Raw genomic sequence first — 22,216 nt, 5'->3', positions numbered from 1 at the left:
TTCAAACATTTTCTTGGAGACAAGAAGGGTCAGACGAAACGATGCGTGATTGGTCAAAAGATCGTTTCTTTGTAACAGCATTAGGAACGTCTTGGCTTGTATTATTATCAGCTATATATGTTCCGCCGTTTGCTCGTATATTCCATACCGTTCCATTGACATTTATGCAATGGGTACCTGTTCTTTTTGTAGCGGGCACAGTATCTCAAATTTCAAAACCTATTATTAATTTAGTTTCATATAAGAATAATGATTCAAAAAAGTTGGCAGTTAATGAACTAGCATTATTAAAAACAGTGTAAAGGAGTAATGAAGATGATACGAAAAATTGTTATTGGGTCTACTTTAGCGTTAGCGAGTGCCGCTTTATTACCTGTTGTAAGAAATACACTTCGTCCACTTGCTGAATCAGGTACAAAAGTTGTGAAATCTACTTTTGAAACAATTAAAGAAGAAGTAGAAGATATTATTGTAGAAGCGAAAATGGATAGAATGCAAAAACAATTTGAGAAAGAACTTTCTTATGTTGAAGATGATCATGCTGAAGAGCAAGAGGTAATAGAAGCGGCTGCAAAGGTTGAGGAAAAGGAGGAAGTAAGAAATGACGCATAAAGTTGTTGAACAAAATGTAGATTACCATTTAGAAAAAGCGTTAGAGCATTTTGAACAGGCGTTAGACTTGAGTGTAAAGGTAGCATCAGAAAATAAAGAGATGCAAAAAGAGATTGCTACTAAAATGGGGTCTTTTACAGGAGAAATTTTTCAATCTGTTCGTGAAAAAGGAAAGGTGAATCGCATGAATATAATGAAGTGGTTCACGCTACCACGTTTGTAAACAGGGCCGTTAATTGGAAGGGATATAGGGAGTTTTGTCTCCCTTATCCATATTCCGTACTATGTATGTCACGTTAGTTTCCGGAATGTTCAACAATATGAAGGGGTGAACGAAATGGCAGCATGGATAATGGTATTGGCATTAACATTTTCATCAAGTATCGATAACTTAGGAGTAGGAATTTCTTACGGCATTCGAAATATAAAAATTAGTCATCTATCAAACTTTATTATTTCGATAATTTGTTTTTTATTTAGTGTAGTAGGAATATATTTTGGCTTATGGCTGTCAAAAATTTTACCTGGGATTATGCCTATTGTAATCGGTTCGTTCTTATTAGTGATAATTGGTCTCCGAATTATTTTACTAGCAATTCCTCGTAAAGTTCCGGTGCAAGAGACTGAGGGAGAAGTGGCAAGTACAGAAATAAATGGTTTAACGAAAAATATCGGTAAATCTGGTGAAATCGGTTTTGTAGAATCTATTTTTCTTGGGATTGGTTTGTCTGCGAATGCACTAACGAATGGTTTAGGCGCAGGGTTATTTGGTTTGAATCCAATTGCGATTTGTATTGCAGCCGCGGTTGGTAGTTTTATTACAGTATGGGGCGGAGTTGCGTTAGGGAGAAAGATTGCTCACGTTCGTATCGGTAAGTTCACCTTAGGTCAGTTTGGTACATTGATTAGTGGAACATTATTATTAGTTATTGCGTTTGCTGCATTTTTTTGATTAATTCATAGAAGGTGAGTGAAATTGAGATTACTGTATAAAAGGCTAAAGTACTCGGAGTTAGAGTCGGAGTTGCAGTTAGTAGAAAGTGTTTTAACTTCAGGATACTTTATTTTATTAGATTTATTCTTTGTATCTTTCTTATTGATGATACTAACCTTTTCTCTACATCATTCATTTTTTATGGCCATCGTCATATTCGTGAGTTCTTACATAATTTGCGGTAGTGTATTTGTATTATTACGGAAATGGTTAAAATAATTTTAAAAAGCTATCTTGAATATAAGATAGCTTTTTTGTTTGCAAAATATAAACATATAAAGGGACTTCTATCTTGTAAATGGTCAGAAAAATTTGTTAATATAAAATGTATAGTGATGTAGTTATTTTTCATATAATAACTATGGTTATTCTCGTGAATAAAGGGGAATGAGATATGTCTCAAGATCATGAAAAAAGTAATCTTGGATTGTTGTTGAAAAAATTGCTTAAGGAAAAGTCTTTATCGATGCGAAAACTTAGTGCGCTCACTAATATTGATACCGCTACAATTTCAATGATTGTAAATGGTAAGCGAAAGGCGAATCCAAAGCATTTGCAAAAGTTTGCAGAGAGCCTTGATGTTCCGGTAGGTGATTTGTTTGTAGCGGCAGGTTATTCTATTGACACGAAACAGGAGGAGCAATCTGATATTCACGTTTCTATTAATAATATTGAACACTTACTTGAATCTGCTCAGCTATATGATCAAAAGTTTAGTATATCGAATGTAGAGCAGCAGTTAGCGAATTATGAACAATATTCGCAAACAGAAGAAGGGAAAGAAACAATTGAAAAGGGGTTTCTTGAAAAGATTCAAAAGGTAAGCAGTATTGGCCCATTTATTAATGATTTGAAAGAATTGTACGAGAGATTTTCGAAGAAGAAAGGAACGACTGCAGAACTTGCTTTAATGGGAAGTGCGCTCATTTACTTTATATTATCGGTCGATGTAATCCCAGATTATATATTTCCAATCGGCTATTTAGATGATGCGGTTGCGGTACAACTCGTTTTAAATGCACTAATGAAAAGATAAGATGTTTATATGAATAGATAGATGAAGATATTTATATACCAATAGTTTGGGATAATTGTATCGTTATGAATATACGAAAAAGGTGTACCCTGTGTTAGAACGGAGTACACCTTTTTCGTTTTAATTAGCCGATTTTTCTACATACTCATAAGCTTTCTCCCCATGCATTGAAATATCAAGTCCCATATGTTCCTCGTGCTCATCTACCCGGACAGGGAGGAAGAAGTTAATTGCTTTAATAATCGCGTACGTCATTATAATTGTGAACGCATATGTTGCGCCGATTGCTACAAGTTGTTTGAATAGTAACGCGGCGTTTCCGTAAAATAATCCGTTAGCGCCATCGCTGTTTACGGTGGTAGTTGCAAATAGTCCTGTCGCAATGCCGCCCCAAGTTCCGCCGATGCCGTGACATCCAAATGCATCGAGTGTATCGTCGTATCCAAATTTTGTTTTTAAGAAAAAGACCGCTCCGAAGCATAATACGCCCCCAACTGCTCCGATAAGAAGAGCTGAGAAAGGTGTAACGAACCCGCAAGCTGGTGTGATAGCGACTAGACCGGAAACGGCGCCACAAGCAGCTCCCATCGCGGTCGGTTTTGATTGGAAGAACCACTCTGAAAGCATCCAAGTTAATGCGGAGGCAGCGGCAGCTATATTTGTATTAATAAATGCAGTTAAAGCTACATCATTTAAAGATAATGCGCTTCCGACGTTAAAACCGAACCAGCCGAACCATAGCAGCCCAGCGCCTAACATCGTAAATGGTAAATGATGAGGAGACGAACCGTTTATGTTTTTTCGTTTTCCAAGGAAAATAGCTAATACGAGGCCGGCCACGCCAGATGTAATATGAACGACATTACCGCCAGCGAAGTCTAATGCGCCAAGTTCTCTTAGCCATCCGCCAACGCCCCATACCCAATGAGCGACAGGATTGTAAACGATTGTTGTCCATAGAAGGATGAAAATAAGGAAAGCTGAAAATCGCATTCTTTCGGCAAATGCTCCTGAAATTAGAGCGGGGGTTAGAATAGCAAACATGAGTTGAAACATCATAAATAAATTGTGAGGAATAGTAGATGAGTAGTCTGGATTTGGTGCGTAGGTAACTCCGTTTAAACCGAACCAATCGAATGTGCCGATAAGTCCGTGCCAATCTGGTCCGAATGATAAAGAATAACCAATTACAATCCATTGAATCGAAACGATAGCCATTGCGCTATAACTATGCATTGTCGTACTGAGTACGTTTTTACTGCGAACCATACCTCCATAAAAAAGTGCTAATCCTGGTGTCATTAACATGACCATTACTGTCGCTACAAACATAAAAACCGTATCTCCTGTATTCATTCTCTCTCCTCCTGTAATGTTATAAAAAATAACATCGATTTGTTATGTTTCATATCATATTCGAAATAAAGAGAAAAATCAACTAAAAATTCAGAAAACTTTATATGTGATGTTAGAAAATCTAACATGGAGTAATTTAATAAGAATGAAATCAACGTATGCGATTCGTTTGGATAATTGGTATAATATTCTTACAATTAAAATACATGGGGGATGCGTGTGGGGAAAATACATACTAGGAAACTATTCATTTGTTTTTGTTTAGCTGTCGTTTTGTTTGTACCAATACATACATTTGCAGACGAAAAAAGAGAGTGGCGAGACGAAGTTATATATTCCATTATGATTGATCGTTTTAATAATGGGGAACCGAAAAATGACAAACAGTTAGAAGTTGGCAATTTAGAAGGATATCAGGGCGGAGATATAAGAGGTATTATAAAAAGGCTGGATTACATAAAAGAAATGGGATTTACTACTGTTATGCTTTCGCCGCTTTTTGAAAGTGTAAAATACGATGGGTTAGACGTGCGCAATTTTCAGAAGGTAAATGAACATTTCGGAACAGAAAATGATGTGAAAGAACTTGTGCAAGAAGCTCATGCAAAAGGAATGAAAGTTGTATTTCAATTTCCACTTGGAGAAAACGAACAACAAGTAATCGACTCGATGAAATGGTGGATTAAAGAAGTTGATTTAGATGCAAGTTATGTAATATATAGTGAAAAAAAGTCGCCTGCTTTTTGGGATGATGTGCAAAAAGATATGCAAGTGATAAAGAAAGATTTTCGAGTTATGACAAAAGAAGATAGTGAATACAACGAAAAAATAGTAGATGCGTTTTCCAAAGCGGACGTATCGGTGAAACCTTTATATGATGTGAGTAAAAAAGACGGAGTAGCCGCTACATTTTTAGATAATCAAGATACAAAAAGATTTGCTCGTATTGCAAAAGAGAATATGAATTATCCACCATCTCGTTTGAAACTAGCTCTTACATATTTATTAACAACACCAGGTATTCCGAATTTTTATTACGGAACTGAAATTGCATTGGATGGAGGAGGTACGCCAGATAATAGACGATTAATGGACTTCAAATCAGATGAAAAGTTTATGCAACACATAACGAAACTCGGTGAGCTTAGACAAGCGAGACCATCTTTACGCCGCGGTACGTTTGAGCTTCTATACGATAAAGATGGAATGAGTGTACTAAAGAGAAAGTATAAAGATGAAGTGACAGTAGTAGCGATTAATAATACGAAAGAAACACAAAAAGTTGCTTTACCTGCAAGTGCGATTGGTGAAAAACAAGAGCTAAGGGGGTTGTTAGAAGATGAAATTATAAGAGAAGAAAACGGAAAATTTTATCTCGTTTTAAAGCGTGAGGAATCAAATGTGTATAAAGTTAACGGGGAAACAGGTGTGAATTGGCTATTTATTTCTTTAATCATCGGTGTGAACGTATTGTTTATTGCTTTTTTAATTGTGGTTAAAAAGAGACGGAAATAAGGGGATATTCTCTTTTGTGTTCAATTAAAAGTGCGTGATGAGGTGAGATGTTTGAGTCTTCTTATCGTATTCGTAATTCTGTATTTTGGGGATAACAGTGACGATGGGGAATTTGTTCGGTGGGACAGGCTAAGGAGAAAACTTTCTCCCTAGCCTGTTTTTCTTTGAAGTAAGACTCTCACCTCGAAATGCAACTGAGCAAAGGAGTAAAAAAATCGATAGAAGCAACAATAATTGAAAATATACTAATTTTACATTACATTAAAGGGTGAAAAGTATTTTGTTACTCATTGAGGGCTATATTTGAGGAGGAAAAATGGAATTTTACGATTTGGGTATTACCATTAAAGATCTTAGAATGAAAAAGAATATATCACAATCTGAATTGTGTCATGGAATATGTTCGCAAAGTCAAATTAGCAAAATAGAAAAAGGTATGATTTATCCATCTAGCATATTGTTATATCAATTATCTGAAAGACTTGGTATTGATCCAAATCATATTTTCGCACTAACTCAAAACAAAAAACTAAAATATGTAGAAAATGTAAAATGTGTAATGAGAGATTGTACAAAACAAAAACAATATAATGAACTTTATGAAATAGTGAAACAAGAGAAAACCGAAAATAATTTCCAGTTAAAAGAAGATAAACAATTTCTAATATGGCATGAAGCGATTGCTATATTTTATGTGAATAAATCAATAAAAACTGCTTTAAATCTTTTAAATAATGCACTAAAACTAACTGTAACGAATGGTGATTTTTTATCAGAAAGAGAAATAGATATTATGCAGTCGATGGCTATATTTCATTGGGCAAATAAAGAATATGAAAAGAGTATTACTATATTAAGAAGATGTTTAACTAATTTTAATAAGTTAGATTTCCCTAGAGATAAAGAGGTTAAATTAAAAATCATTTTTAATTTAGGGAAAATGTTAGGTCATGCAAATCAACATGAAGAGGCAATAAAATACAATGATATGGGTATTAAATTAGCTATTAATCTAAATACTTTATATTTATTAGGCGAATTATACTATGGAAAAGCTTGGAACATGCTAAAGCTGAAACAATGTAATGAAGAAGATGTAGCTGATAATATGAAAAAAGCATTATTTATCTTTGAACTAACAGAAAAAGAAGATCTGATAAAAATAGTTAAAGAAAAATATTTTGAACAACAAAATAAAAAAATCACTCATAATTTCTGATGAACATCTTATTATTCTCTATAAAAAAAGCACCTTATGGTGTCTTTTTTATGACTTATATCATCAATTATTACAGTTCGTAGGTTTCTTATACCAAGCTTTGTTGATATATTTACAATTCGCAGGTGTTGAAGTTTTAGATGTATCCCCAGGTGTAGTTATATTATTAGAACACCCTGCAATATATAGACAGAATGTAGTTAATAAAAAACATAGTATTAATTTCTTCAAATAACCACTTCTAACTCTTTTTAATTAACATTTTTCATAAAATAAATTCCTTACTAATTTTACATTACGGGAAAGGGTGGAAAATATTCTTATACTCATAATTTGTTACATTTGATTGGGGAGGGAGGTTTTTTGTTCCGATTTTTAAAAGGGTCTTCTTCATTTATGCATAAAATTTATCCGATTGCCCGTAAGCTTAGACTTTTACACGCTAAAAAGAAAAACATCCTCTACATAGAGGATGTTTTTCTTTTTAGCGGTAGTTAATAAATTGTACGTCAATCGGTAAATCAGCGCTGCGAACTGCTGCGATAACTGCTTGTAAGTCATCACGGCTTTTCGCTGTAACACGTACTTGATCATCTTGTACTTGTGTTTTTACTTTTAATTTCATTTCTTTAATGATGTTGTTAATTTTTTTCGCGTTATCTTTATCGATACCTTGTTGGAGTGTTGCACGTTGGCGAACAGTGTTACCAGCTGCCGCTTCAACTTTGCTGTAATCTAAGTTCTTAATTGGAACGTTACGCTTTACAAGTTTAGAAATAAGAACGTCTTTTACTTGCTCTAATTTGAACTCGTCGTCAGAAGTTAAAACAAGTACTTCTTTTTCAAGTTTAATATCACTTTTACTTCCTTTAAAGTCATATCGGTTTTGGATTTCCTTTAATGCGATATTAATTGCGTTTGTTACTTCAGGTAATTCTACTTTCGAAACGATGTCAAAAGAACTATCTTTTGCCATAGTTAGCACCTCCAAATAAATTTCTAATCTTTTTATGTACTGTACATACTAAAGTATAGCTGAAAACGAGCTTAGACTTAAGTGTTTTCATACTTATAATGATGTAGTCTCATTTTATTATAGTGAATTTTGGGCAGTTGGACAAATAAAGAGAAAATCGTGTTATAATTAACTTTTGTTTGGAATGATAAAAATATAAAAAGTTAAAAAAGTTCATTTTATATATATAGAAGGGAATTAAAAAAATATGTATTTACAAATAGGATCGATTGAACAGGTAACTGTTTTACGCGAAACGGAAATCGGATATATGGTTGGGAATGAAGAAGAAGAAATTTTCCTACATAAAAATGAAGTAGCTGGAGAAATTGAAGAAGGCGATACGATTGACGTATTCTTATACCTTGATCACCAAAATCGTATTTCAGCAACAATGAAGGAGCCAATTATTACAACGTATGATTGGAATTGGGTAAAGGTTGTAGAAGTTATTCCGAGTTTAGGTGTGTTTGTTGATATTGGTGTATCAAAAGATATACTAATTCCAGCTGATGAATTCCCAATTTATATGCCAGTATGGCCAGAAGTTGGAGACGAATTATATTGTACGTTAAAATTAACGAATCGTGATCGTTTAATTGCTCTTCCAGCAAGGGATAGTGATATGCAAGAAATCGTTGTAGATGCGACACCATCTATGCGTAATAAAAACGTAAACGGACGTGTGTATCGTTCACTTCAAGTTGGTTCGTTCGTATTAACAGATGAGCATTTCCGTGCATTTTTACATCATACAGAAAGAAAAGAACAAGTTCGCATCGGTCAACGTGTAACGGGACGAATTATTGATGTAAAAGATGACGGTACAATTAACATCTCCCTTCTTCCTCGTAAAGAAGAAGGAATGGAAGATGATGCTGCAGTGATTTATGCATATATGGAAGAACGAGGCGGAGCAATGCCATTTTGGGATAAGAGCTATCCAGAAGACATTAAAGAACGTTTCAATATGAGTAAAGCTGCATTTAAGCGTGCACTTGGTAAGTTGATGAAAGAAGAAAAGGTTTACCAAGAAGAAGGTTGGACGTACTTTAAGAAATAAAGGAAATAAAAAGCACCACCTTATATTTTACCTATAAGGTGGTGCTTTTTTAATTCCCTTGCTCATGTACAAGAGTGAACGTATCTTTCAATTCACTATCATTTATTTTAATATTTGCTTTTTTTAATTCATTTTGCAATAGTTTTTTGCCGAATATAGGGTCAGAGATACGTTCTTCTTCTAAGTTTTTGCGAATAGAGTCTTTCACTTCAACATAAGGCTTTAAAGCTTTTTTATCAGTTAATTTAATAATATGATAACCGTTTGGTGATGCAACTGGATTGCTAATTTGTCCGACCTTTAGTTTATAGGCAGCAGTTTCAAATTCAGGTGCCATTCTACCTGAATGGAAGTATCCAAGGTCTCCGCCTTTCTCTTTTGACAGTAGGTCTTGCGATTCTTGTTTTGCTAGTTCTTCAAATGAAGCACCAGCATCTAATTTTTTCTTTATTTCTTTCGCTTCATTTTCGTCACTTACTAAAATATGGCTTGCTTTAATTTCTGGTTTATAGTGGTCTTTCACGTCTTTTTCTGTAATACTTTTCTTAATCGCTTCATTCATAGCAAGTTTGAACTTAATTTGATTTTTGAAATCAGCTTCATCTTTTAAACCATTGTTTTTCAATACGTTTTTAAATTGGTCTCCGTATTGATTTTTCGCTTTTTGTAATTCTTTATCTACATCATCGTCAGATACTTTATATTTTTTCGTGATAACGTCTTGCGCCATCATTTCGTACAGCATGTCTTTTCCGTAACGATCTTTCAACTGTTTTTCGAAGTCGCTCTTCGTAATGGTTGAGTTTGTTGCTGTAGCGACTGTATCTGAGTCGTTTTTTTGTCCGCAAGCAGATAGCATTAATATACTTAGTAGTGCAGTAATAATGAAAATGTGTTTCCCTCTCATGCTAACACCTCATCCGAATATGTTATCGCTATTGTAGAATATAGAAGTGAACATGAAGTGAATTTTTAATGTTTTTTCCCTGTAAACTGTAAAAAAAGTACACCAACAATATTGTTGGTGTACGATGGAATCAAAGGTGATCGGTCTTTTTAGAATAGGCACGCTTACCTTGCTCTATATTCTTTTGTTCTTGCTCATTTTTTTGCGCGCGTTTTGCATTATTATCGCGTGCTTTTTTGTCGTTATCACTCGTATGTGGCATATGTATCAACTCCATTTCTAAACGTTGTACGTTTATCATTTCCTTTTTCGTAAAGACTATGTATAGCAGTGTATTCATGAATAATGAAGGTGGATTGGAAATGGATTTGAAGTTGAATTATACCGAACTTATAAAGAAGTTAATCGTTGTAATCGTCGCAGGTTTGTTAAATGCGATTGGAATGAATTTATTTTTAACGCCAGCGAAAGTGTATGCAAGTGGCTTTGCTGGATTGTCTCAATTGCTATCACAAATATTAGGTGATTTTTTATCTATTCACATATCAACCGGGGTATTATTTAGCTTGTTTAACATTCCAGTCGTTATTTTAGCCTGGAAAAAGGTTGGAAAGGCCTTTACTTTCTTTAGTTTTCTTTGCGTTATCTTTATGACTATGTTTTTAGAAATTATCCCAGTTAGAGCAGTTTCAAACGACATCATATTAAATGCGATTTTTGGTGGGCTTATTTCAGCAATCGGGGTAGGGATTGCGTTGAAGTGGGGGGCTTCTACAGGTGGTTTAGATATAATCGCCATGATTTTATCAAAGATTAAAGACAAGCCTGTCGGTACGTATTTTTTCTTCTTTAATGCACTGATCATTATCGCTGCCGGCTATGTGTATGGATGGGAAAAAGCATTATATACTTTAGTGACTTTGTATGTGTCAACGCGAATCATCGATGCAATTCATACGCGTCATGTGAAGATTACGGCGTTAATCGTTACGAAGAATGGGGCGGATGTACGAAAGGCGATTCACTCACGCTTAGTGAGGGGGATTACAACTATACCAGCAACTGGTGCTTATACGAATGAAAATAAGGAAATGTTAATGATTGTTATTACCCGTTACGAACTGTACGAATTAGAGAGGGTTATTAAACAAGTGGACCCAGGTGCATTTACAAACGTACTGCAAACGGTTGGGGTATTCGGATTGTTTCGAAAAGATTAAAGAGGACCAAAGCTGGTCCTCTTTTTTAATGTGCATTCGTAATGTTTTGCAACTGCTCTTGCATTTCACGTAGCTGAATTTTTTCAGCTGTTGAAGAGTTTGCGTAAGCAGAGTGCAAAGCGTTTTTTGCTCTATATACGAGATCTTGTTGCTCGGCGCCGCTTGAACAAGATACGGCATTTGCAACAGCATCTCTAGCTTGTTGAAATAGTAAGTTCCCCATTTAGACCCCTCCAAAAGAAGAGTTACTTCTCGCTTTTTCTGCCTCAGCTAATGTACCTCTGTACGGGAATCTTGCATCATGCTTCATAACAGCATCGGCTCCTTGTTGGATAAAACGTTTTGATTTATTCTTTTTACCCATTCGAAAAACCCCCTTTATTTAGCTGAAAACAATCGACGCGCTAACTTTTGCGTCTAATGATAGTATGAGCGTTTGACGAGAAACTATAAGCAGGGAATTTTTAGATTACAACCCAAGAACCTCTTCTAAATATAGTGCAATGCCATCTTCTTCGTTCGTTAGCGTCGTATGGTTTGCGAGTGATTTTAATTCAGGGATGGCATTTCCCATTGCGATGCCGTGACCAGCAAATTCAATCATTTCAAAGTCGTTATCTTCATCACCGAAAGCGATAATTCGCTCTTGTGGAATGTTGTAATGACTAGAAATCTTTTGTAGTCCAACAGCTTTATTTAATCCGCTTTTTACAATTTCAATAATCGGCCAAGGTGCGCCCCATTTTCTATGGTCAATTACTTCAGCATGCATATCAGTTAAATGTTGACGAATTGCACTGGAATGTTCGTCATGTGCGTCAATTAATAAGCAAGTTGGATGATCGTTTAAAATATTTAATAAGTCTCCTGTAAAAATGTTTGGAGAACCGAATTCAAAAATATGTTTTTTATCTTCATCAATTTCACGAACATACACATCGTCCATTACTTCAGCGTATATATTTTTTACGCCAAAATCAAAGCAAGCTCGGACAATTTCTTGTGCTGTTGCTAGCTCAAGAGGAGAGTGATGTGTGCCCCACTTTGAATCAAGAGGGTGATGTACGTAAGCGCCATTAAAGTTTACGATTGGTGTATTCAGACCAAGTTCTTTATAGTAATCATAACTAGCGCGGAATGGACGTCCTGTTGAAATAACGACAATATGTCCTTGTTCCTTTGCTTTTGCAATTGTATGTTTCGTTCGAGTGGAAATTATTTTGTTGTCTGTTAATAAAGTGCCGTCTAAGTCTAGTGCGATTAAATGCTGTTTGTTCATAATTTCACCTCTTATAATAATTTATTTTTGTTTCGATCTGTATTTCCGTTTTAATATGCAGAAATAAGAGGTTAAGCTGGGTGAGACCACCAAAGATGGAAACTTCACTATATATCCATCTTACGTCGCAAAGTGTTGCGGTGTCTACTATTTCTCGCTGGAAATTAAGAAAAGTCAACATCTTTTTAGAAAGTTCAAACAATGTTTCTTTCATTATGGACAAATTGTGAAAAGGGTTACATTGGTCGTAGGATGAGGCTTATAATGAACATGTAATCTTCTCGTATATGTTTGACTCTCCTTTGAAACTGGCCTATAGTAGGTTGGTTTCTTTTTTTTCTACAAATCGGAAAGAAATCCCTGCTTTAAGCTTGTGTCATTCATGTATATGTACAAGAATGAAATGTAGTACTTGTTTCCTAAACATGACAGACAAGCTTTCTTTTAAAATGGATATACTAATGAGGCAAAGACGTCATGGAAGGAGAATGGAAATGGGACAAAATCACAGGTTTCGTTCTGGACAAAAAGCGCCAAATGATGGTATTTACGTAGAAATTGGTGAAACGGGAAGTATGGTGAAAGACCCGCAAATGGTAAAACTAACTGCTGGTGAAAAGTTTCCAGATAACACAAATCATAACCGCCAGTGGACATATAAAAGAAAACCGTAATAGAAGCCGCAATTATTATTGCGGCTTTTTTTGTTGTTATCCATTTTAATTTCATTTACCGTATATTTTTCAGTCGTATCATGCATGCTCCCTTTTTCTTTTTCCAATAATAAGTTTGAAAATACATAAGCAAAATTATTGTATAAAAAAGTCAGTTGGCGTATAATCAAATCAAAGGTCAAAGAAAGTCAAACATTTGGAGGACTGTAAAGATGGACTTAAATCAAATGACAACAAAAACACAAGAGGCGATTATGAGTGCTCAATCTTTAGCGGTATCTCATCATCATCAAGAAGTAGATACTGTTCATCTCTTGTTTACATTATTAGAAGAGCAAGATGGGTTAGCAGTACGTATTTTTCAAAAAATGAACGTCGATATAGAAGCATTAAAACAAGGCGCCGAAAATTTAATTAAGAAAAAGCCTTCCGTAACAGGAAGCGGTGCAGAAGCAGGTAAATTATATATAACAGGTGCCTTGCAACAATTACTTGTAAGAGCAGGAAAAGAAGCAGAAAAATTGCAAGATGATTACATTTCAGTTGAACATGTATTACTTGCTTTTACTGAAGAAAAAGGCGATATAAACCAATTATTTACAAGATTTCATATTACGAAAGATAACTTATTACAGTCTTTAATGACAGTTCGGGGGAATCAAAGAGTGACTAGTCAAAATCCAGAAGCAACTTATGAAGCGTTAGAAAAATATGGTCGTGATTTAGTGGCGGAAGTAAGAGCGGGGAAAATTGACCCTGTTATCGGCCGCGATAGTGAAATTCGCCGCGTAATCCGCATTCTTTCACGTAAAACGAAAAACAACCCAGTTTTAATTGGTGAACCAGGTGTTGGTAAAACAGCAATTGTTGAGGGGTTAGCACAGCGTATTGTGAAGAAGGATGTACCTGAAGGCTTAAAAGATAGAACAATCTTTGCATTAGATATGAGTGCGCTTGTAGCTGGAGCAAAATTCCGTGGTGAATTTGAAGAGCGTCTGCAAGCTGTATTAAATGAAATTAAAAAGAGTGAAGGACGCATTTTATTATTCATTGATGAACTTCATACAATTGTCGGTGCTGGTAAAACAGAAGGCGCAATGGATGCAGGAAATATGTTAAAACCGATGCTTGCGCGTGGTGAACTACACTGTATCGGGGCGACGACGTTAGATGAATATCGTAAATATATTGAGAAAGATCCAGCACTAGAAAGACGTTTCCAACAAGTATTAGCAGAAGAACCAACTGTTGAAGATACAATTTCCATTTTACGTGGTTTAAAAGAGCGTTTTGAAATTTATCACGGTGTAAATATTCATGACCGCGCGATTGTAGCAGCATCCGTTTTATCAGATCGATATATTTCGGATCGTTTCTTACCGGATAAAGCAATTGATCTTGTTGACGAAGCGTGCGCAACAATTCGTACAGAAATCGATTCTATGCCGACAGAATTAGATGAAGTAACGCGCCGCATTATGCAGCTGGAAATTGAAGAAGCGGCTCTTGGAAAAGAAAAGGACTTTGGTAGCCAAGAACGTCTAAAAACGTTGCAACGTGAATTATCGGATTTAAAAGAAGTTGCAAGTGGTATGAGAGCGAAATGGGAGAAAGAAAAAGAAGATATTCACAAAGTTCGTGACTTACGTGAACATTTAGAGCGTCTGCGCCGTGAATTAGAAGAAGCAGAAGGGAATTACGATCTAAATAAAGCAGCGGAACTTCGCCACGGAAAAATTCCTGCAATTGAAAAAGAGTTAAAAGAAGCAGAAGAAATGGGCGCGCATAATAAACAAGAAAATCGTTTATTACGTGAGGAAGTAAGTGAAGAAGAAATTGCTGATATTGTTTCACGTTGGACTGGTATTCCTGTTGCAAAACTCGTTGAAGGTGAACGCGAGAAATTACTACGTTTAGAGCAAATTTTATCAGAGCGTGTCATCGGACAAGAGGAAGCAGTAAGCTTAGTATCAGACGCAGTTCTTCGTGCACGCGCAGGTATTAAAGACCCGAACCGTCCGATTGGTTCCTTTATCTTCTTAGGACCAACTGGTGTTGGTAAAACAGAACTTGCAAAAACGTTAGCGCAGTCATTATTCGATAGTGAAGAACAAATGATTCGTATTGATATGTCTGAGTATATGGAGAAACACGCTGTGTCACGCTTAATTGGTGCGCCTCCTGGATATGTTGGATATGAAGAGGGCGGTCAATTAACAGAAGCGGTAAGACGTAAACCGTATTCCGTTATTTTATTAGACGAAATCGAAAAAGCACATCCAGAAGTATTCAACATTTTATTACAAATGTTAGATGACGGTCGCATTACAGATTCGCAAGGACGTACAGTAGACTTTAAAAACACGGTTATTATTATGACTTCAAATATTGGATCTGCTCATTTATTAGATGGATTAGGAGAAGATGGCTCCATTAAAGAAGAATCAAGAGAACTTGTAATGGGACAATTAAGAGGTCATTTCCGACCAGAGTTTTTAAACCGTGTCGACGAAATTATTTTATTCAAACCTCTTACAACGAATGAAATTAAAGGCATTGTTGATAAAATTGTAAAAGAATTACAAGGTCGTTTAGCTGACCGTCACATTACAGTAGAATTAACAGACGCAGCGAAAGAGTTTGTTGTCGAAGCTGGCTTCGATCCGATGTACGGAGCCCGTCCATTAAAACGATACGTACAGCGTCAAGTTGAGACGAAATTAGCGAGAGAATTAATTGCAGGTACGATTATTGACAATAGTCATGTAGTGGTTGATGTAGAAAATAACGAGTTAGTTGTTCATGTGAAGTAAAATAAAAAAGAGTTCGGATAAAATCCGGACTCTTTTTTTTAGTGTTGTTCTACTGGCTCGTTTGGAATGGCAGCTGAAATTGCTAGTACTAATACCGCAAGAACAACTGAGAAAATAGACGCTTGGTTAAAATCGTATGTACCGCCAGTCATAGAGCCGATTACGTAGCTCATCATATGTACAAGCAAGAACGACCAAATTAATGCCCAAATGAAACGCATATTTTACACCTCTATTCGTTCAATCTGTCCTTATTGTAACACAATTGAAAAAAGAATATAGAAAAATATTTGTAGATTTTTCAACGCAAATTTGCATTCCGTTCATACATTATAAAAGAGTACTTTTATACGTTTAGAAAATAAGGCGGGGGAAAAATGAGTATTACGGAACGTTTTTTTTACTTAGAAAAAGAACCATGCGTTATTTATTTACCAGAGAAGCCAAATGGATTTTCTGTCATGCTTCTTGGTGATTACAACTACTTTATTGAGAATGGTACAAGTTTATGGACACAGCATGCAGGTAGATCTTATTTTTTACATGGCCTTATTGAGGAAGGCTATACGGTCTTTTCTTCTAATTTATACGGAAGACATTGGGGAAATGACCAATCTGTTCGTCTAGCGAAACGCCTATATGACGTTGTGTTGAGAAAAGAGACATTAAATGCAAAAATGCACATTATGGCAGATGGTATGGGGGCACTTGTTGCGCTTGAAATGATGAACAAATACCCTGAATGTATACGTTCTGTCATTATGTTAAATCCGTGTTTAGATTTACCAGAATATGTGGATTTTGAGAAAGAGCATAAATTTTTTTACAAGAGACTCTTGAAGGAATTAAGTTTGGCGTATGATGCTAAAGAAGAAGAATTAGAAGCGAAAATAAATAAGAAATCATTTACGCTTCTTCCGTCTTGTGTACCTGTTAAAATTTTTGTATCAACACAAGAAAAAAGAGGAAGAAAACAGCTGCTACGTAAATACGAGAAAATGAGGCAATTGAACCAATGCGATACTTCTGTCTTATTCCATCTGCAAGATGTGAAATATAAAATGGTTAGGCAAACGACTGATTTCTTTAAAAAATATGAAGAAGAATTGTGAAGCTCCCATATACATAAATGAGGAGCTATTTGTTTCAAGGGGAAAGGGTTGGTGGTATGGAACGCGTGCTAATTATAGGTGCACTTACGTTTGTAGGTTATCACCTTGTGAATAAAATGATTGCAGAAGAAGTAGAAGTATATGGCCTTGATTTTGATGAATTTGATAGTATGACAAAAATTAATGAAGAGAAGTTATTGTTAATTGGGCGAAATGCGTTATTTACGTATTATTCGATAAGAGATGAAGACGGATGGAGATCCGTAGAGGAAGAGAAATTTGATGCGGTTTACTTTTGTCTGTATGAGCCTAACCAACAAAGGGGCTTTCGAAATGAAAGAGTTATATTACAGTATTTAAAGCGAATTATAAGACTGTGTGAAGAACATAAAGTGAAGTTAAATCTAATTTCTTCTATTGAAGTAGGAAACGCAGATGAGTCTGAAAATAAACGTTTATTTTCGAAAGTGGAAGAAGGATTGAAAAAAGGAGAGGTACAATATAGTGTATTTCGAGTTCCTACATTATATGGTCCATGGCAACCATCTTTTATGATGTATCATCAGCTCATTTTATCAGAACTGGGTGAGAAAGAGTGCCATTATGCGAGTGAGGAAAACGGAAGTGATCTACTGTACGTTGAAGATGTATGTGAATACTTATGGGAAAATGGAATGAACGAGGAGCATCTCGGTATATATAATTTACTTAGTGGCAAAAAATCATTATGGAAAAAAGGTATGAACCTTTTACGCGCAGAGGATAAAGTGAATAAAGAGAATGCGGAAGAAAGAGATGGAGCGGCCGAGGATATTTCAATAAAAAGAAATACTCCGTTAGAATACGGTTTAAATAAACAATTGGCACATATGAAAAAATATAAAGAGTTATACGAAGGATAGCGAGCGTGTTACACTATGTATGTGAAAGTTTTAATGGAGAGGAAGAACATAATATGAATGAGAAAAGCATGCAATTTTTACAAATCGCAATGAAGCACTTACCAGAAGCAAAGGCCATTTTAGATGATAATGGAATTGCGCTTGATATGGAGAAAGCTCAACCAGTATTAGAGTTATTGATGAAAGTTATGAACGAAGCATATGAGCTTGGGAAAGCAGAAAAAGAATAAAAGCATCTTTTTAGATGGAAGAGAGGCCCAAACCGTAAGCAGAAGCGGTTCGGGTCTTTTTATATTTCGAAAGAACAGGGAAAGGTATGTTTCCGTTTCTTTTCATAAACAATAAGGTGAATAATGCGCTAGCTTTATGTTTTAGCTGAAATATATTCTAGACAAAAATACATTTATGTTTTAAAATTAGTACCAAGTCATAATAATTGATATAAAACGGAGGGCTGCGATGTGAACGTGGGCATTTTAGGGATCGGAAGATATGTGCCGGAAAAAGTAGTCACAAATCACGATTTAGAGAAAATAATGGATACATCCGATGAATGGATTCGTACGAGAACAGGTATTGCGGAAAGACGCATTGCCGATGATACAATAGATACTTCATATATGGCCGTAGAGGCTTCTAAAAAAGCACTTGAAGATGCAGGGATTAGCGGAGAGGATATCGATCTTATTTTAGTAGCAACAGTAACGCCAGATCGTGCTTTTCCAGCAGTAGCTTGTGTTATTCAAGAAGCGATTGGCGCAAAACATGCAGCTGCAATGGATTTAAGTGCAGCGTGTGCTGGTTTTATGTACGGAATGATTACAGCGCAGCAATTTATTCAAACGGGAACTTATAAAAATATACTAGTAGTTGGTAGTGATAAACTATCTAAAATCGTAGACTGGAACGATCGAAATACAGCAGTACTATTTGGAGACGGAGCCGGTGCGATCGTAATGGGAGCTGTTTCAGAAGGTAAAGGTGTTCTATCTTTCGAATTAGGAGCGGACGGAAGTGGCGGTAAGCATCTTTATCAAGACGAGTATGTTATGATGAATGGCAGAGAAGTCTTTAAATTTGCCGTTCGTCAACTTGGGGATTCTTGTCTTCGCGTTTTAGATAAAGCTGGTCTTACGAAAGAAGATGTGGATTTCTTAGTACCGCATCAAGCGAACATTCGTATTATGGAATCTGCAAGAGAGAGATTAAATTTACCACAAGAAAAAATGAGTATGACAATTGAGAAGTTCGGTAATACATCAGCTTCTTCCATTCCGATTGCGATGGTAGAGGAATTGCAAAACGGACGTATTCAAGATGGTGATTTAATTATACTTGTTGGTTTTGGCGGCGGATTAACATGGGGAGCAGTCGCTCTTTGTTGGGGTAAATAAGGACTGAGAGAAAAAAAGGAGTGTATTTTGTATGGAAAAAAAGAGGGTCGTAATTACAGGATTAGGAGCTGTTACACCGGTCGGTACAGATGTTGAAACAGCGTGGGAAAACATAAAAAAAGGTGTATCTGGAATCGGACGACTTACAAGAATTGATCCGGAACTATTTCCAGCAAAAGTAGCAGCAGAAATTAACGACTTTGAAGTCGAGAAATATATTGATAAAAAAGAAGCGCGCCGTATGGATCGCTTTACACAATATGCAGTAGCAGCAGCGAAAATGGCAGTTGCAGATGCAAAGCTTGAGATTACAGAAGAAAACGGACCTCGAATTGGTGTATGGATTGGTTCTGGTATTGGTGGTATGGAAACATACGAAGAACAATTTAAAATTTTTACTGAGAAAGGCCCGCGCCGCGTGAGTCCATTCTTCGTACCGATGATGATTCCAGATATGGCAGCAGGCCAAGTATCAATCGCAACAGGAGCAAAAGGAATTAACACTTGTTCTGTAACGGCTTGTGCATCTGGTGCAAACTCAATTGGTGATGCGTTTAAAGCGATTCAGCGCGGTGATGCTGATGCAATGATTACAGGCGGAGCAGAGGCGCCGTTAACAAGTATGGCATTCGCAGGATTTAGCTCAGCGAAAGCATTAACATTCAATGAAGATCCAGCAACAGCTTGCCGTCCATTTGATAAAAACCGTAGCGGTTTCGTAATGGGTGAAGGTTCAGGTATTTTAATTCTTGAAGAATTAGAGCACGCATTAGCTCGTGGTGCTCACATTTATGCGGAAATCGCTGGTTACGGTGCAACTGGTGATGCATTCCATATTACAATGCCGGCTCCTGGCGGTGAAGGCGGCGTGCGCGCAATGCGTCAAGCTTTAGCAGATGCAGGTCTACAGCCAGAAGATATTGATTACATTAATGCGCATGGTACAAGTACGGATGCGAATGAAAAGTATGAAACGATGGCAATTAAAGAAACGTTCGGTGAGCATGCGTATAAAGTAGCGATCAGCTCAACGAAATCAATGACAGGTCACTTATTAGGGGCAGCTGGTGCTGTTGAAGCGATTTTCTCTATTAAATCAATTACAGATGGAGTAATTCCTCCAACAATTAACTATGAGACACCAGATCCAGAATGTGACTTAGATTACGTACCGAATAATGCGAGACATCAAGAAGTAAACGCGGTGTTAAGTAATTCATTAGGATTCGGTGGTCATAACGCAGTATTAGTATTTAAAGCGTATAAATAATAGATGAAATAAGGAGTTTTTTCGTAACATATTGCGAAAAAACTCCTTATTTATTTTTACGTCTTTTTCTTCTTTTGCATATACATAAGAAAAAGGAGGGATAAAGATGGGGATTGTTGAAACTGCTGAGTGGTTACATCTATATTATGGACGGCCAGAAAAGCTATGTGAGAAGTTTACGAAGTATATCCCGCTGCCAAAAGAAAGATTGTATCGCTTTTTAATTTCTAAAGGTATGTATCGCCCCGTTATGCGAGGAGAACAAGAAATTAAAGAGTTAGAGAAAAAGGAAGTTTGGAAAGAGTTACGCGCGGAGTATGAGAAGCTGAAAGATTGGCTAAAAGGTCCAGATGTCCCTGTCTTTATTTTATTATCAGATTCCTATAATCGAACGGTACAAGAAGAGTATAACGGCAGAGCTGGATTATCTATGCGTCACGTTATTTTCTTATTTGTATGTGGACGGAATTCGGTGGAAGAATTAAAAGTGTTACTAGCGCATGAATATCATCACATATGCAGGTTACATCAAATTGAGACGAAAGAAACGGAATATACATTACTTGATACGATGATTATGGAAGGTTTGGCTGAGCAAGCGGTAACGGAAAGATATTCAGAAAAAAACAATGCACCGTGGACGACGTATCTTTCAAAAGAAGAGGCTATATATTATTGGAAAAATGTTGTACATGAAAGAATAAGTATAAAGCGAGGAACAAGGGAGCACGACATCTTATTAAATGGATTTCATTCTTATCCAAAGATGCTTGGCTATGCGCTTGGATTTCATATTGTCAAAGATTGTGTAACTTTGGAAGGAGAAGATACACTTTCTTTATTGCCTATAGATGCGAAAGAAATATTGAATAAAGCAAATACATTTCATATATAAAAAAACAGGAGCTCTCTTTCCTGTTTTTTTAGTATTAATAGAAGAAAAAATAATAATTAGAATATATTTCCTTAGGTGGAATAAAGTTAAGAAAAATTGAACATAATGATGGATACAAACAGTAGTGAAGTGAGGGGTAGTGAATGTTATATCTACATGATGTATGGGTAAATTGGTTTGAAGGTGAAGAAAATGGGTATAACGTTTGTCATTTTTACGAATGGCGGAAAGATGATACGATTGAGCTATTAGATCAAGTGCCATTATTAAAAGTAGATGCCACATTATATCATTACATCGAGAACGAATTGTTAGAGCTTCCGCAAAAAATGTTGGAAGACGTACATCATAAGGCTTATATTCGTAAAAATCATGAACGTTTGCAGCAAGAGTATTGCTTTGTAGTTACAGATGGAAAAGGAATTATTGCGATTGACACAATTGGTTACAATGTACCGATTCGAAAAAGTAGACTTATACCGCGCCAAGAGCAGATGGTATATGAGATGGTAGAAAACGTACAAGCAGAAAAGTATGAGTTCCAAGTAGAAGAAATAGAAAAAGAACATCATATTTTATCACCATCACCATTCATTATGAATGGCTTGACTCGTAAAGAAAGACAGCTTAAACAATTATTATTTATGGCATTAGATCAATTACATACAACGAAAAACACAGCAGAAATTCGCTATTGGTTCACAGAGTGGGATCCATCAGCATACGGAATGGTTCAACATATGGAATTTGAAGATATTTGGGCTAAGCTGTATGAGGAAGCGAAAACAGGTTGGTCTGAGAAGCACGAACAATTATGCGAGCGTCTCGTAAAAGGACAACCATTTTTTGAAAAGTTATGGGAAATGGAAAACGAGCAAAAGGTAAATTAAAAAAACCGCCAATCGGCGGTTTTTTTAATTTGGTGTAACTTATCTTTAGC

The 22,216-nt window shown here is 36.0% G+C and carries 27 protein-coding genes; 19 read left to right on the top strand and 8 right to left on the bottom strand.

Annotated elements, in window-relative coordinates:
- The 6 genes from MR079_RS22175 to MR079_RS22155 form a co-directional block, all read left to right on the top strand.
- Nucleotides 1-302: cation-translocating P-type ATPase C-terminal domain-containing protein (locus MR079_RS22175; protein WP_242294633.1), on the top strand; the 302-nt coding region annotated here is incomplete at its 5' end.
- A 13-nt stretch (nt 303-315) separates the two neighbouring features.
- Nucleotides 316-612, top strand: a complete 297-nt coding sequence (locus MR079_RS22170; RefSeq protein WP_242294632.1) for a hypothetical protein — start codon at nt 316-318, stop codon at nt 610-612.
- A complete protein-coding gene (locus MR079_RS22165) occupies nt 602-835 on the top strand; it encodes a hypothetical protein (RefSeq protein ID WP_139868712.1) in 234 nt (77 codons plus the stop codon). The genes MR079_RS22170 and MR079_RS22165 overlap by 11 nt, the downstream gene beginning before the upstream one ends.
- Nucleotides 836-886: 51 nt before the next feature.
- Complete coding sequence (gene ytaF, locus MR079_RS22160) at nt 887-1,564, top strand: sporulation membrane protein YtaF (RefSeq protein WP_242294634.1); 678 nt, start codon at nt 887-889, stop codon at nt 1,562-1,564.
- A 24-nt stretch (nt 1,565-1,588) separates the two neighbouring features.
- Nucleotides 1,589-1,825, top strand: a complete 237-nt coding sequence (locus MR079_RS29380) for a hypothetical protein (RefSeq protein WP_071713437.1) — start codon at nt 1,589-1,591, stop codon at nt 1,823-1,825.
- Between the two features lie 175 nt (nt 1,826-2,000).
- Nucleotides 2,001-2,642, top strand: a complete 642-nt coding sequence (locus MR079_RS22155) for a helix-turn-helix domain-containing protein (protein WP_087951651.1) — start codon at nt 2,001-2,003, stop codon at nt 2,640-2,642.
- 120 nt (nt 2,643-2,762) lie between these two features.
- On the opposite strand, the gene MR079_RS22150 is transcribed toward MR079_RS22155, so the two are convergent.
- Nucleotides 2,763-3,998, bottom strand: coding sequence for an ammonium transporter (locus MR079_RS22150; protein ID WP_139868708.1), 1,236 nt, complete (start codon nt 3,996-3,998; stop codon nt 2,763-2,765).
- Nucleotides 3,999-4,211: 213 nt separating this feature from the next.
- Between MR079_RS22150 and MR079_RS22145 the strand changes: the two genes are divergently transcribed.
- Both MR079_RS22145 and MR079_RS22140 read left to right on the top strand, forming a co-directional pair.
- Entirely contained in the window at nt 4,212-5,513 is a 1,302-nt protein-coding gene (locus MR079_RS22145; protein WP_242294631.1) for an alpha-amylase family glycosyl hydrolase, read from the top strand.
- 316 nt (nt 5,514-5,829) lie between these two features.
- A complete protein-coding gene (locus MR079_RS22140) occupies nt 5,830-6,732 on the top strand; it encodes a helix-turn-helix domain-containing protein (protein ID WP_139868704.1) in 903 nt (300 codons plus the stop codon).
- A 484-nt stretch (nt 6,733-7,216) separates the two neighbouring features.
- On the opposite strand, the gene MR079_RS22135 is transcribed toward MR079_RS22140, so the two are convergent.
- Nucleotides 7,217-7,708, bottom strand: a complete 492-nt coding sequence (locus tag MR079_RS22135; RefSeq protein ID WP_001040152.1) for a YajQ family cyclic di-GMP-binding protein — start codon at nt 7,706-7,708, stop codon at nt 7,217-7,219.
- 247 nt (nt 7,709-7,955) lie between these two features.
- Between MR079_RS22135 and MR079_RS22130 the strand changes: the two genes are divergently transcribed.
- Entirely contained in the window at nt 7,956-8,810 is an 855-nt protein-coding gene (locus MR079_RS22130) for a CvfB family protein (protein ID WP_000281266.1), read from the top strand.
- A gap of 49 nt (nt 8,811-8,859) precedes the next feature.
- Here the strand turns inward: MR079_RS22130 and prsA are convergent, their stop codons facing one another.
- Both prsA and MR079_RS22120 read right to left on the bottom strand, forming a co-directional pair.
- On the bottom strand, nt 8,860-9,717 hold the full coding sequence (prsA, locus tag MR079_RS22125; protein WP_242294630.1) for a peptidylprolyl isomerase PrsA: 858 nt from the start codon (nt 9,715-9,717) through the stop codon (nt 8,860-8,862).
- A gap of 130 nt (nt 9,718-9,847) precedes the next feature.
- Nucleotides 9,848-9,979 carry a DUF3941 domain-containing protein gene (locus MR079_RS22120; protein ID WP_001120845.1) on the bottom strand — a complete coding sequence of 44 codons (132 nt, stop codon included), beginning with the start codon at nt 9,977-9,979 and terminating at the stop codon, nt 9,848-9,850.
- Between the two features lie 100 nt (nt 9,980-10,079).
- On the opposite strand from MR079_RS22120, the gene MR079_RS22115 reads away from it, so the two are divergent.
- Nucleotides 10,080-10,937 (top strand): YitT family protein, encoded by an 858-nt coding sequence (locus tag MR079_RS22115; protein WP_000364453.1) that lies wholly within the window; start codon nt 10,080-10,082, stop codon nt 10,935-10,937.
- 25 nt (nt 10,938-10,962) lie between these two features.
- On the opposite strand, the gene MR079_RS22110 is transcribed toward MR079_RS22115, so the two are convergent.
- The 3 genes from MR079_RS22110 to MR079_RS22100 all read right to left on the bottom strand — a co-directional run bounded on the left by MR079_RS22110 (nt 10,963) and on the right by MR079_RS22100 (nt 12,216).
- A complete protein-coding gene (locus tag MR079_RS22110) occupies nt 10,963-11,160 on the bottom strand; it encodes a DUF3813 domain-containing protein (protein WP_139868698.1) in 198 nt (65 codons plus the stop codon).
- The gene (locus tag MR079_RS22105; RefSeq protein WP_000516816.1) at nt 11,161-11,301 is read right to left on the bottom strand and encodes a hypothetical protein; all 141 of its coding nucleotides are present in this window, start codon (nt 11,299-11,301) and stop codon (nt 11,161-11,163) included. It abuts the gene before it with no gap.
- A gap of 105 nt (nt 11,302-11,406) precedes the next feature.
- Entirely contained in the window at nt 11,407-12,216 is an 810-nt protein-coding gene (locus tag MR079_RS22100; protein WP_001041235.1) for a Cof-type HAD-IIB family hydrolase, read from the bottom strand.
- A 494-nt stretch (nt 12,217-12,710) separates the two neighbouring features.
- Here MR079_RS22100 and MR079_RS22095 point away from each other — a divergent pair, with 494 nt between their 5' ends.
- Together MR079_RS22095 and clpB are read left to right on the top strand one after the other, a co-directional pair.
- Nucleotides 12,711-12,890: a YjzC family protein gene (locus MR079_RS22095; protein ID WP_139868696.1), complete on the top strand. Its 180-nt coding sequence runs from the start codon at nt 12,711-12,713 to the stop codon at nt 12,888-12,890.
- Between the two features lie 212 nt (nt 12,891-13,102).
- On the top strand, nt 13,103-15,703 hold the full coding sequence (gene clpB, locus MR079_RS22090; RefSeq protein ID WP_242294629.1) for an ATP-dependent chaperone ClpB: 2,601 nt from the start codon (nt 13,103-13,105) through the stop codon (nt 15,701-15,703).
- A 38-nt stretch (nt 15,704-15,741) separates the two neighbouring features.
- Here clpB and MR079_RS22085 read toward each other — a convergent pair whose 3' ends face one another.
- Nucleotides 15,742-15,924 (bottom strand): YjzD family protein, encoded by a 183-nt coding sequence (locus MR079_RS22085; protein WP_001211116.1) that lies wholly within the window; start codon nt 15,922-15,924, stop codon nt 15,742-15,744.
- A 156-nt stretch (nt 15,925-16,080) separates the two neighbouring features.
- Here MR079_RS22085 and MR079_RS22080 point away from each other — a divergent pair, with 156 nt between their 5' ends.
- From MR079_RS22080 to MR079_RS22050, 7 genes are all read left to right on the top strand, one after another.
- Complete coding sequence (locus tag MR079_RS22080; protein ID WP_139868692.1) at nt 16,081-16,815, top strand: lipase family protein; 735 nt, start codon at nt 16,081-16,083, stop codon at nt 16,813-16,815.
- 29 nt (nt 16,816-16,844) lie between these two features.
- Nucleotides 16,845-17,717, top strand: coding sequence for an NAD-dependent epimerase/dehydratase family protein (locus MR079_RS22075; RefSeq protein ID WP_242294628.1), 873 nt, complete (start codon nt 16,845-16,847; stop codon nt 17,715-17,717).
- Nucleotides 17,718-17,770: 53 nt separating this feature from the next.
- Entirely contained in the window at nt 17,771-17,947 is a 177-nt protein-coding gene (locus MR079_RS22070; protein WP_048527481.1) for a ComZ family protein, read from the top strand.
- A gap of 231 nt (nt 17,948-18,178) precedes the next feature.
- On the top strand, nt 18,179-19,111 hold the full coding sequence (gene fabH / locus MR079_RS22065) for a beta-ketoacyl-ACP synthase III (protein ID WP_242294627.1): 933 nt from the start codon (nt 18,179-18,181) through the stop codon (nt 19,109-19,111).
- Between the two features lie 31 nt (nt 19,112-19,142).
- On the top strand, nt 19,143-20,381 hold the full coding sequence (gene fabF / locus MR079_RS22060; RefSeq protein ID WP_000412651.1) for a beta-ketoacyl-ACP synthase II: 1,239 nt from the start codon (nt 19,143-19,145) through the stop codon (nt 20,379-20,381).
- Nucleotides 20,382-20,487: 106 nt separating this feature from the next.
- The gene (locus MR079_RS22055; protein WP_139868688.1) at nt 20,488-21,276 is read left to right on the top strand and encodes a DUF2268 domain-containing putative Zn-dependent protease; all 789 of its coding nucleotides are present in this window, start codon (nt 20,488-20,490) and stop codon (nt 21,274-21,276) included.
- Nucleotides 21,277-21,419: 143 nt separating this feature from the next.
- Nucleotides 21,420-22,166, top strand: a complete 747-nt coding sequence (locus MR079_RS22050) for a YjbA family protein (protein WP_000966125.1) — start codon at nt 21,420-21,422, stop codon at nt 22,164-22,166.
- Nucleotides 22,167-22,216: the final 50 nt, after the last annotated feature.

It is taken from the genome of Bacillus cereus group sp. BfR-BA-01381 (assembly GCF_022663555.1).
GTDB lineage: Bacteria > Bacillota > Bacilli > Bacillales > Bacillaceae_G > Bacillus_A > Bacillus_A pacificus.
This window is presented reverse-complemented; position numbering and strand designations above follow the sequence as displayed.

Bases quoted from the DNA above. Each gene is read 5' to 3' on its own strand.
- MR079_RS22085 (WP_001211116.1), bottom strand. From the start codon at position 15,924: ATGCGTTTCATTTGGGCATTAATTTGGTCGTTCTTGCTTGTACATATG.
- fabF (WP_000412651.1), top strand. From the start codon at position 19,143: ATGGAAAAAAAGAGGGTCGTAATTACAGGATTAGGAGCTGTTACACCG.
- MR079_RS22135 (WP_001040152.1), bottom strand. From the start codon at position 7,708: ATGGCAAAAGATAGTTCTTTTGACATCGTTTCGAAAGTAGAATTACCT.
- MR079_RS22150 (WP_139868708.1), bottom strand. From the start codon at position 3,998: ATGAATACAGGAGATACGGTTTTTATGTTTGTAGCGACAGTAATGGTC.
- MR079_RS22080 (WP_139868692.1), top strand. From the start codon at position 16,081: ATGAGTATTACGGAACGTTTTTTTTACTTAGAAAAAGAACCATGCGTT.
- MR079_RS22120 (WP_001120845.1), bottom strand. From the start codon at position 9,979: ATGCCACATACGAGTGATAACGACAAAAAAGCACGCGATAATAATGCA.
- MR079_RS22110 (WP_139868698.1), bottom strand. From the start codon at position 11,160: ATGGGGAACTTACTATTTCAACAAGCTAGAGATGCTGTTGCAAATGCC.
- MR079_RS22155 (WP_087951651.1), top strand. From the start codon at position 2,001: ATGTCTCAAGATCATGAAAAAAGTAATCTTGGATTGTTGTTGAAAAAA.
- MR079_RS22100 (WP_001041235.1), bottom strand. From the start codon at position 12,216: ATGAACAAACAGCATTTAATCGCACTAGACTTAGACGGCACTTTATTA.
- MR079_RS22050 (WP_000966125.1), top strand. From the start codon at position 21,420: ATGTTATATCTACATGATGTATGGGTAAATTGGTTTGAAGGTGAAGAA.
- clpB (WP_242294629.1), top strand. From the start codon at position 13,103: ATGGACTTAAATCAAATGACAACAAAAACACAAGAGGCGATTATGAGT.
- MR079_RS22170 (WP_242294632.1), top strand. From the start codon at position 316: ATGATACGAAAAATTGTTATTGGGTCTACTTTAGCGTTAGCGAGTGCC.
- MR079_RS22055 (WP_139868688.1), top strand. From the start codon at position 20,488: ATGGGGATTGTTGAAACTGCTGAGTGGTTACATCTATATTATGGACGG.
- MR079_RS22115 (WP_000364453.1), top strand. From the start codon at position 10,080: ATGGATTTGAAGTTGAATTATACCGAACTTATAAAGAAGTTAATCGTT.
- MR079_RS22070 (WP_048527481.1), top strand. From the start codon at position 17,771: ATGAATGAGAAAAGCATGCAATTTTTACAAATCGCAATGAAGCACTTA.
- MR079_RS22105 (WP_000516816.1), bottom strand. From the start codon at position 11,301: ATGGGTAAAAAGAATAAATCAAAACGTTTTATCCAACAAGGAGCCGAT.
- MR079_RS22095 (WP_139868696.1), top strand. From the start codon at position 12,711: ATGGGACAAAATCACAGGTTTCGTTCTGGACAAAAAGCGCCAAATGAT.
- MR079_RS22165 (WP_139868712.1), top strand. From the start codon at position 602: ATGACGCATAAAGTTGTTGAACAAAATGTAGATTACCATTTAGAAAAA.
- MR079_RS22140 (WP_139868704.1), top strand. From the start codon at position 5,830: ATGGAATTTTACGATTTGGGTATTACCATTAAAGATCTTAGAATGAAA.
- MR079_RS22130 (WP_000281266.1), top strand. From the start codon at position 7,956: ATGTATTTACAAATAGGATCGATTGAACAGGTAACTGTTTTACGCGAA.
- MR079_RS22145 (WP_242294631.1), top strand. From the start codon at position 4,212: ATGCGTGTGGGGAAAATACATACTAGGAAACTATTCATTTGTTTTTGT.
- prsA (WP_242294630.1), bottom strand. From the start codon at position 9,717: ATGAGAGGGAAACACATTTTCATTATTACTGCACTACTAAGTATATTA.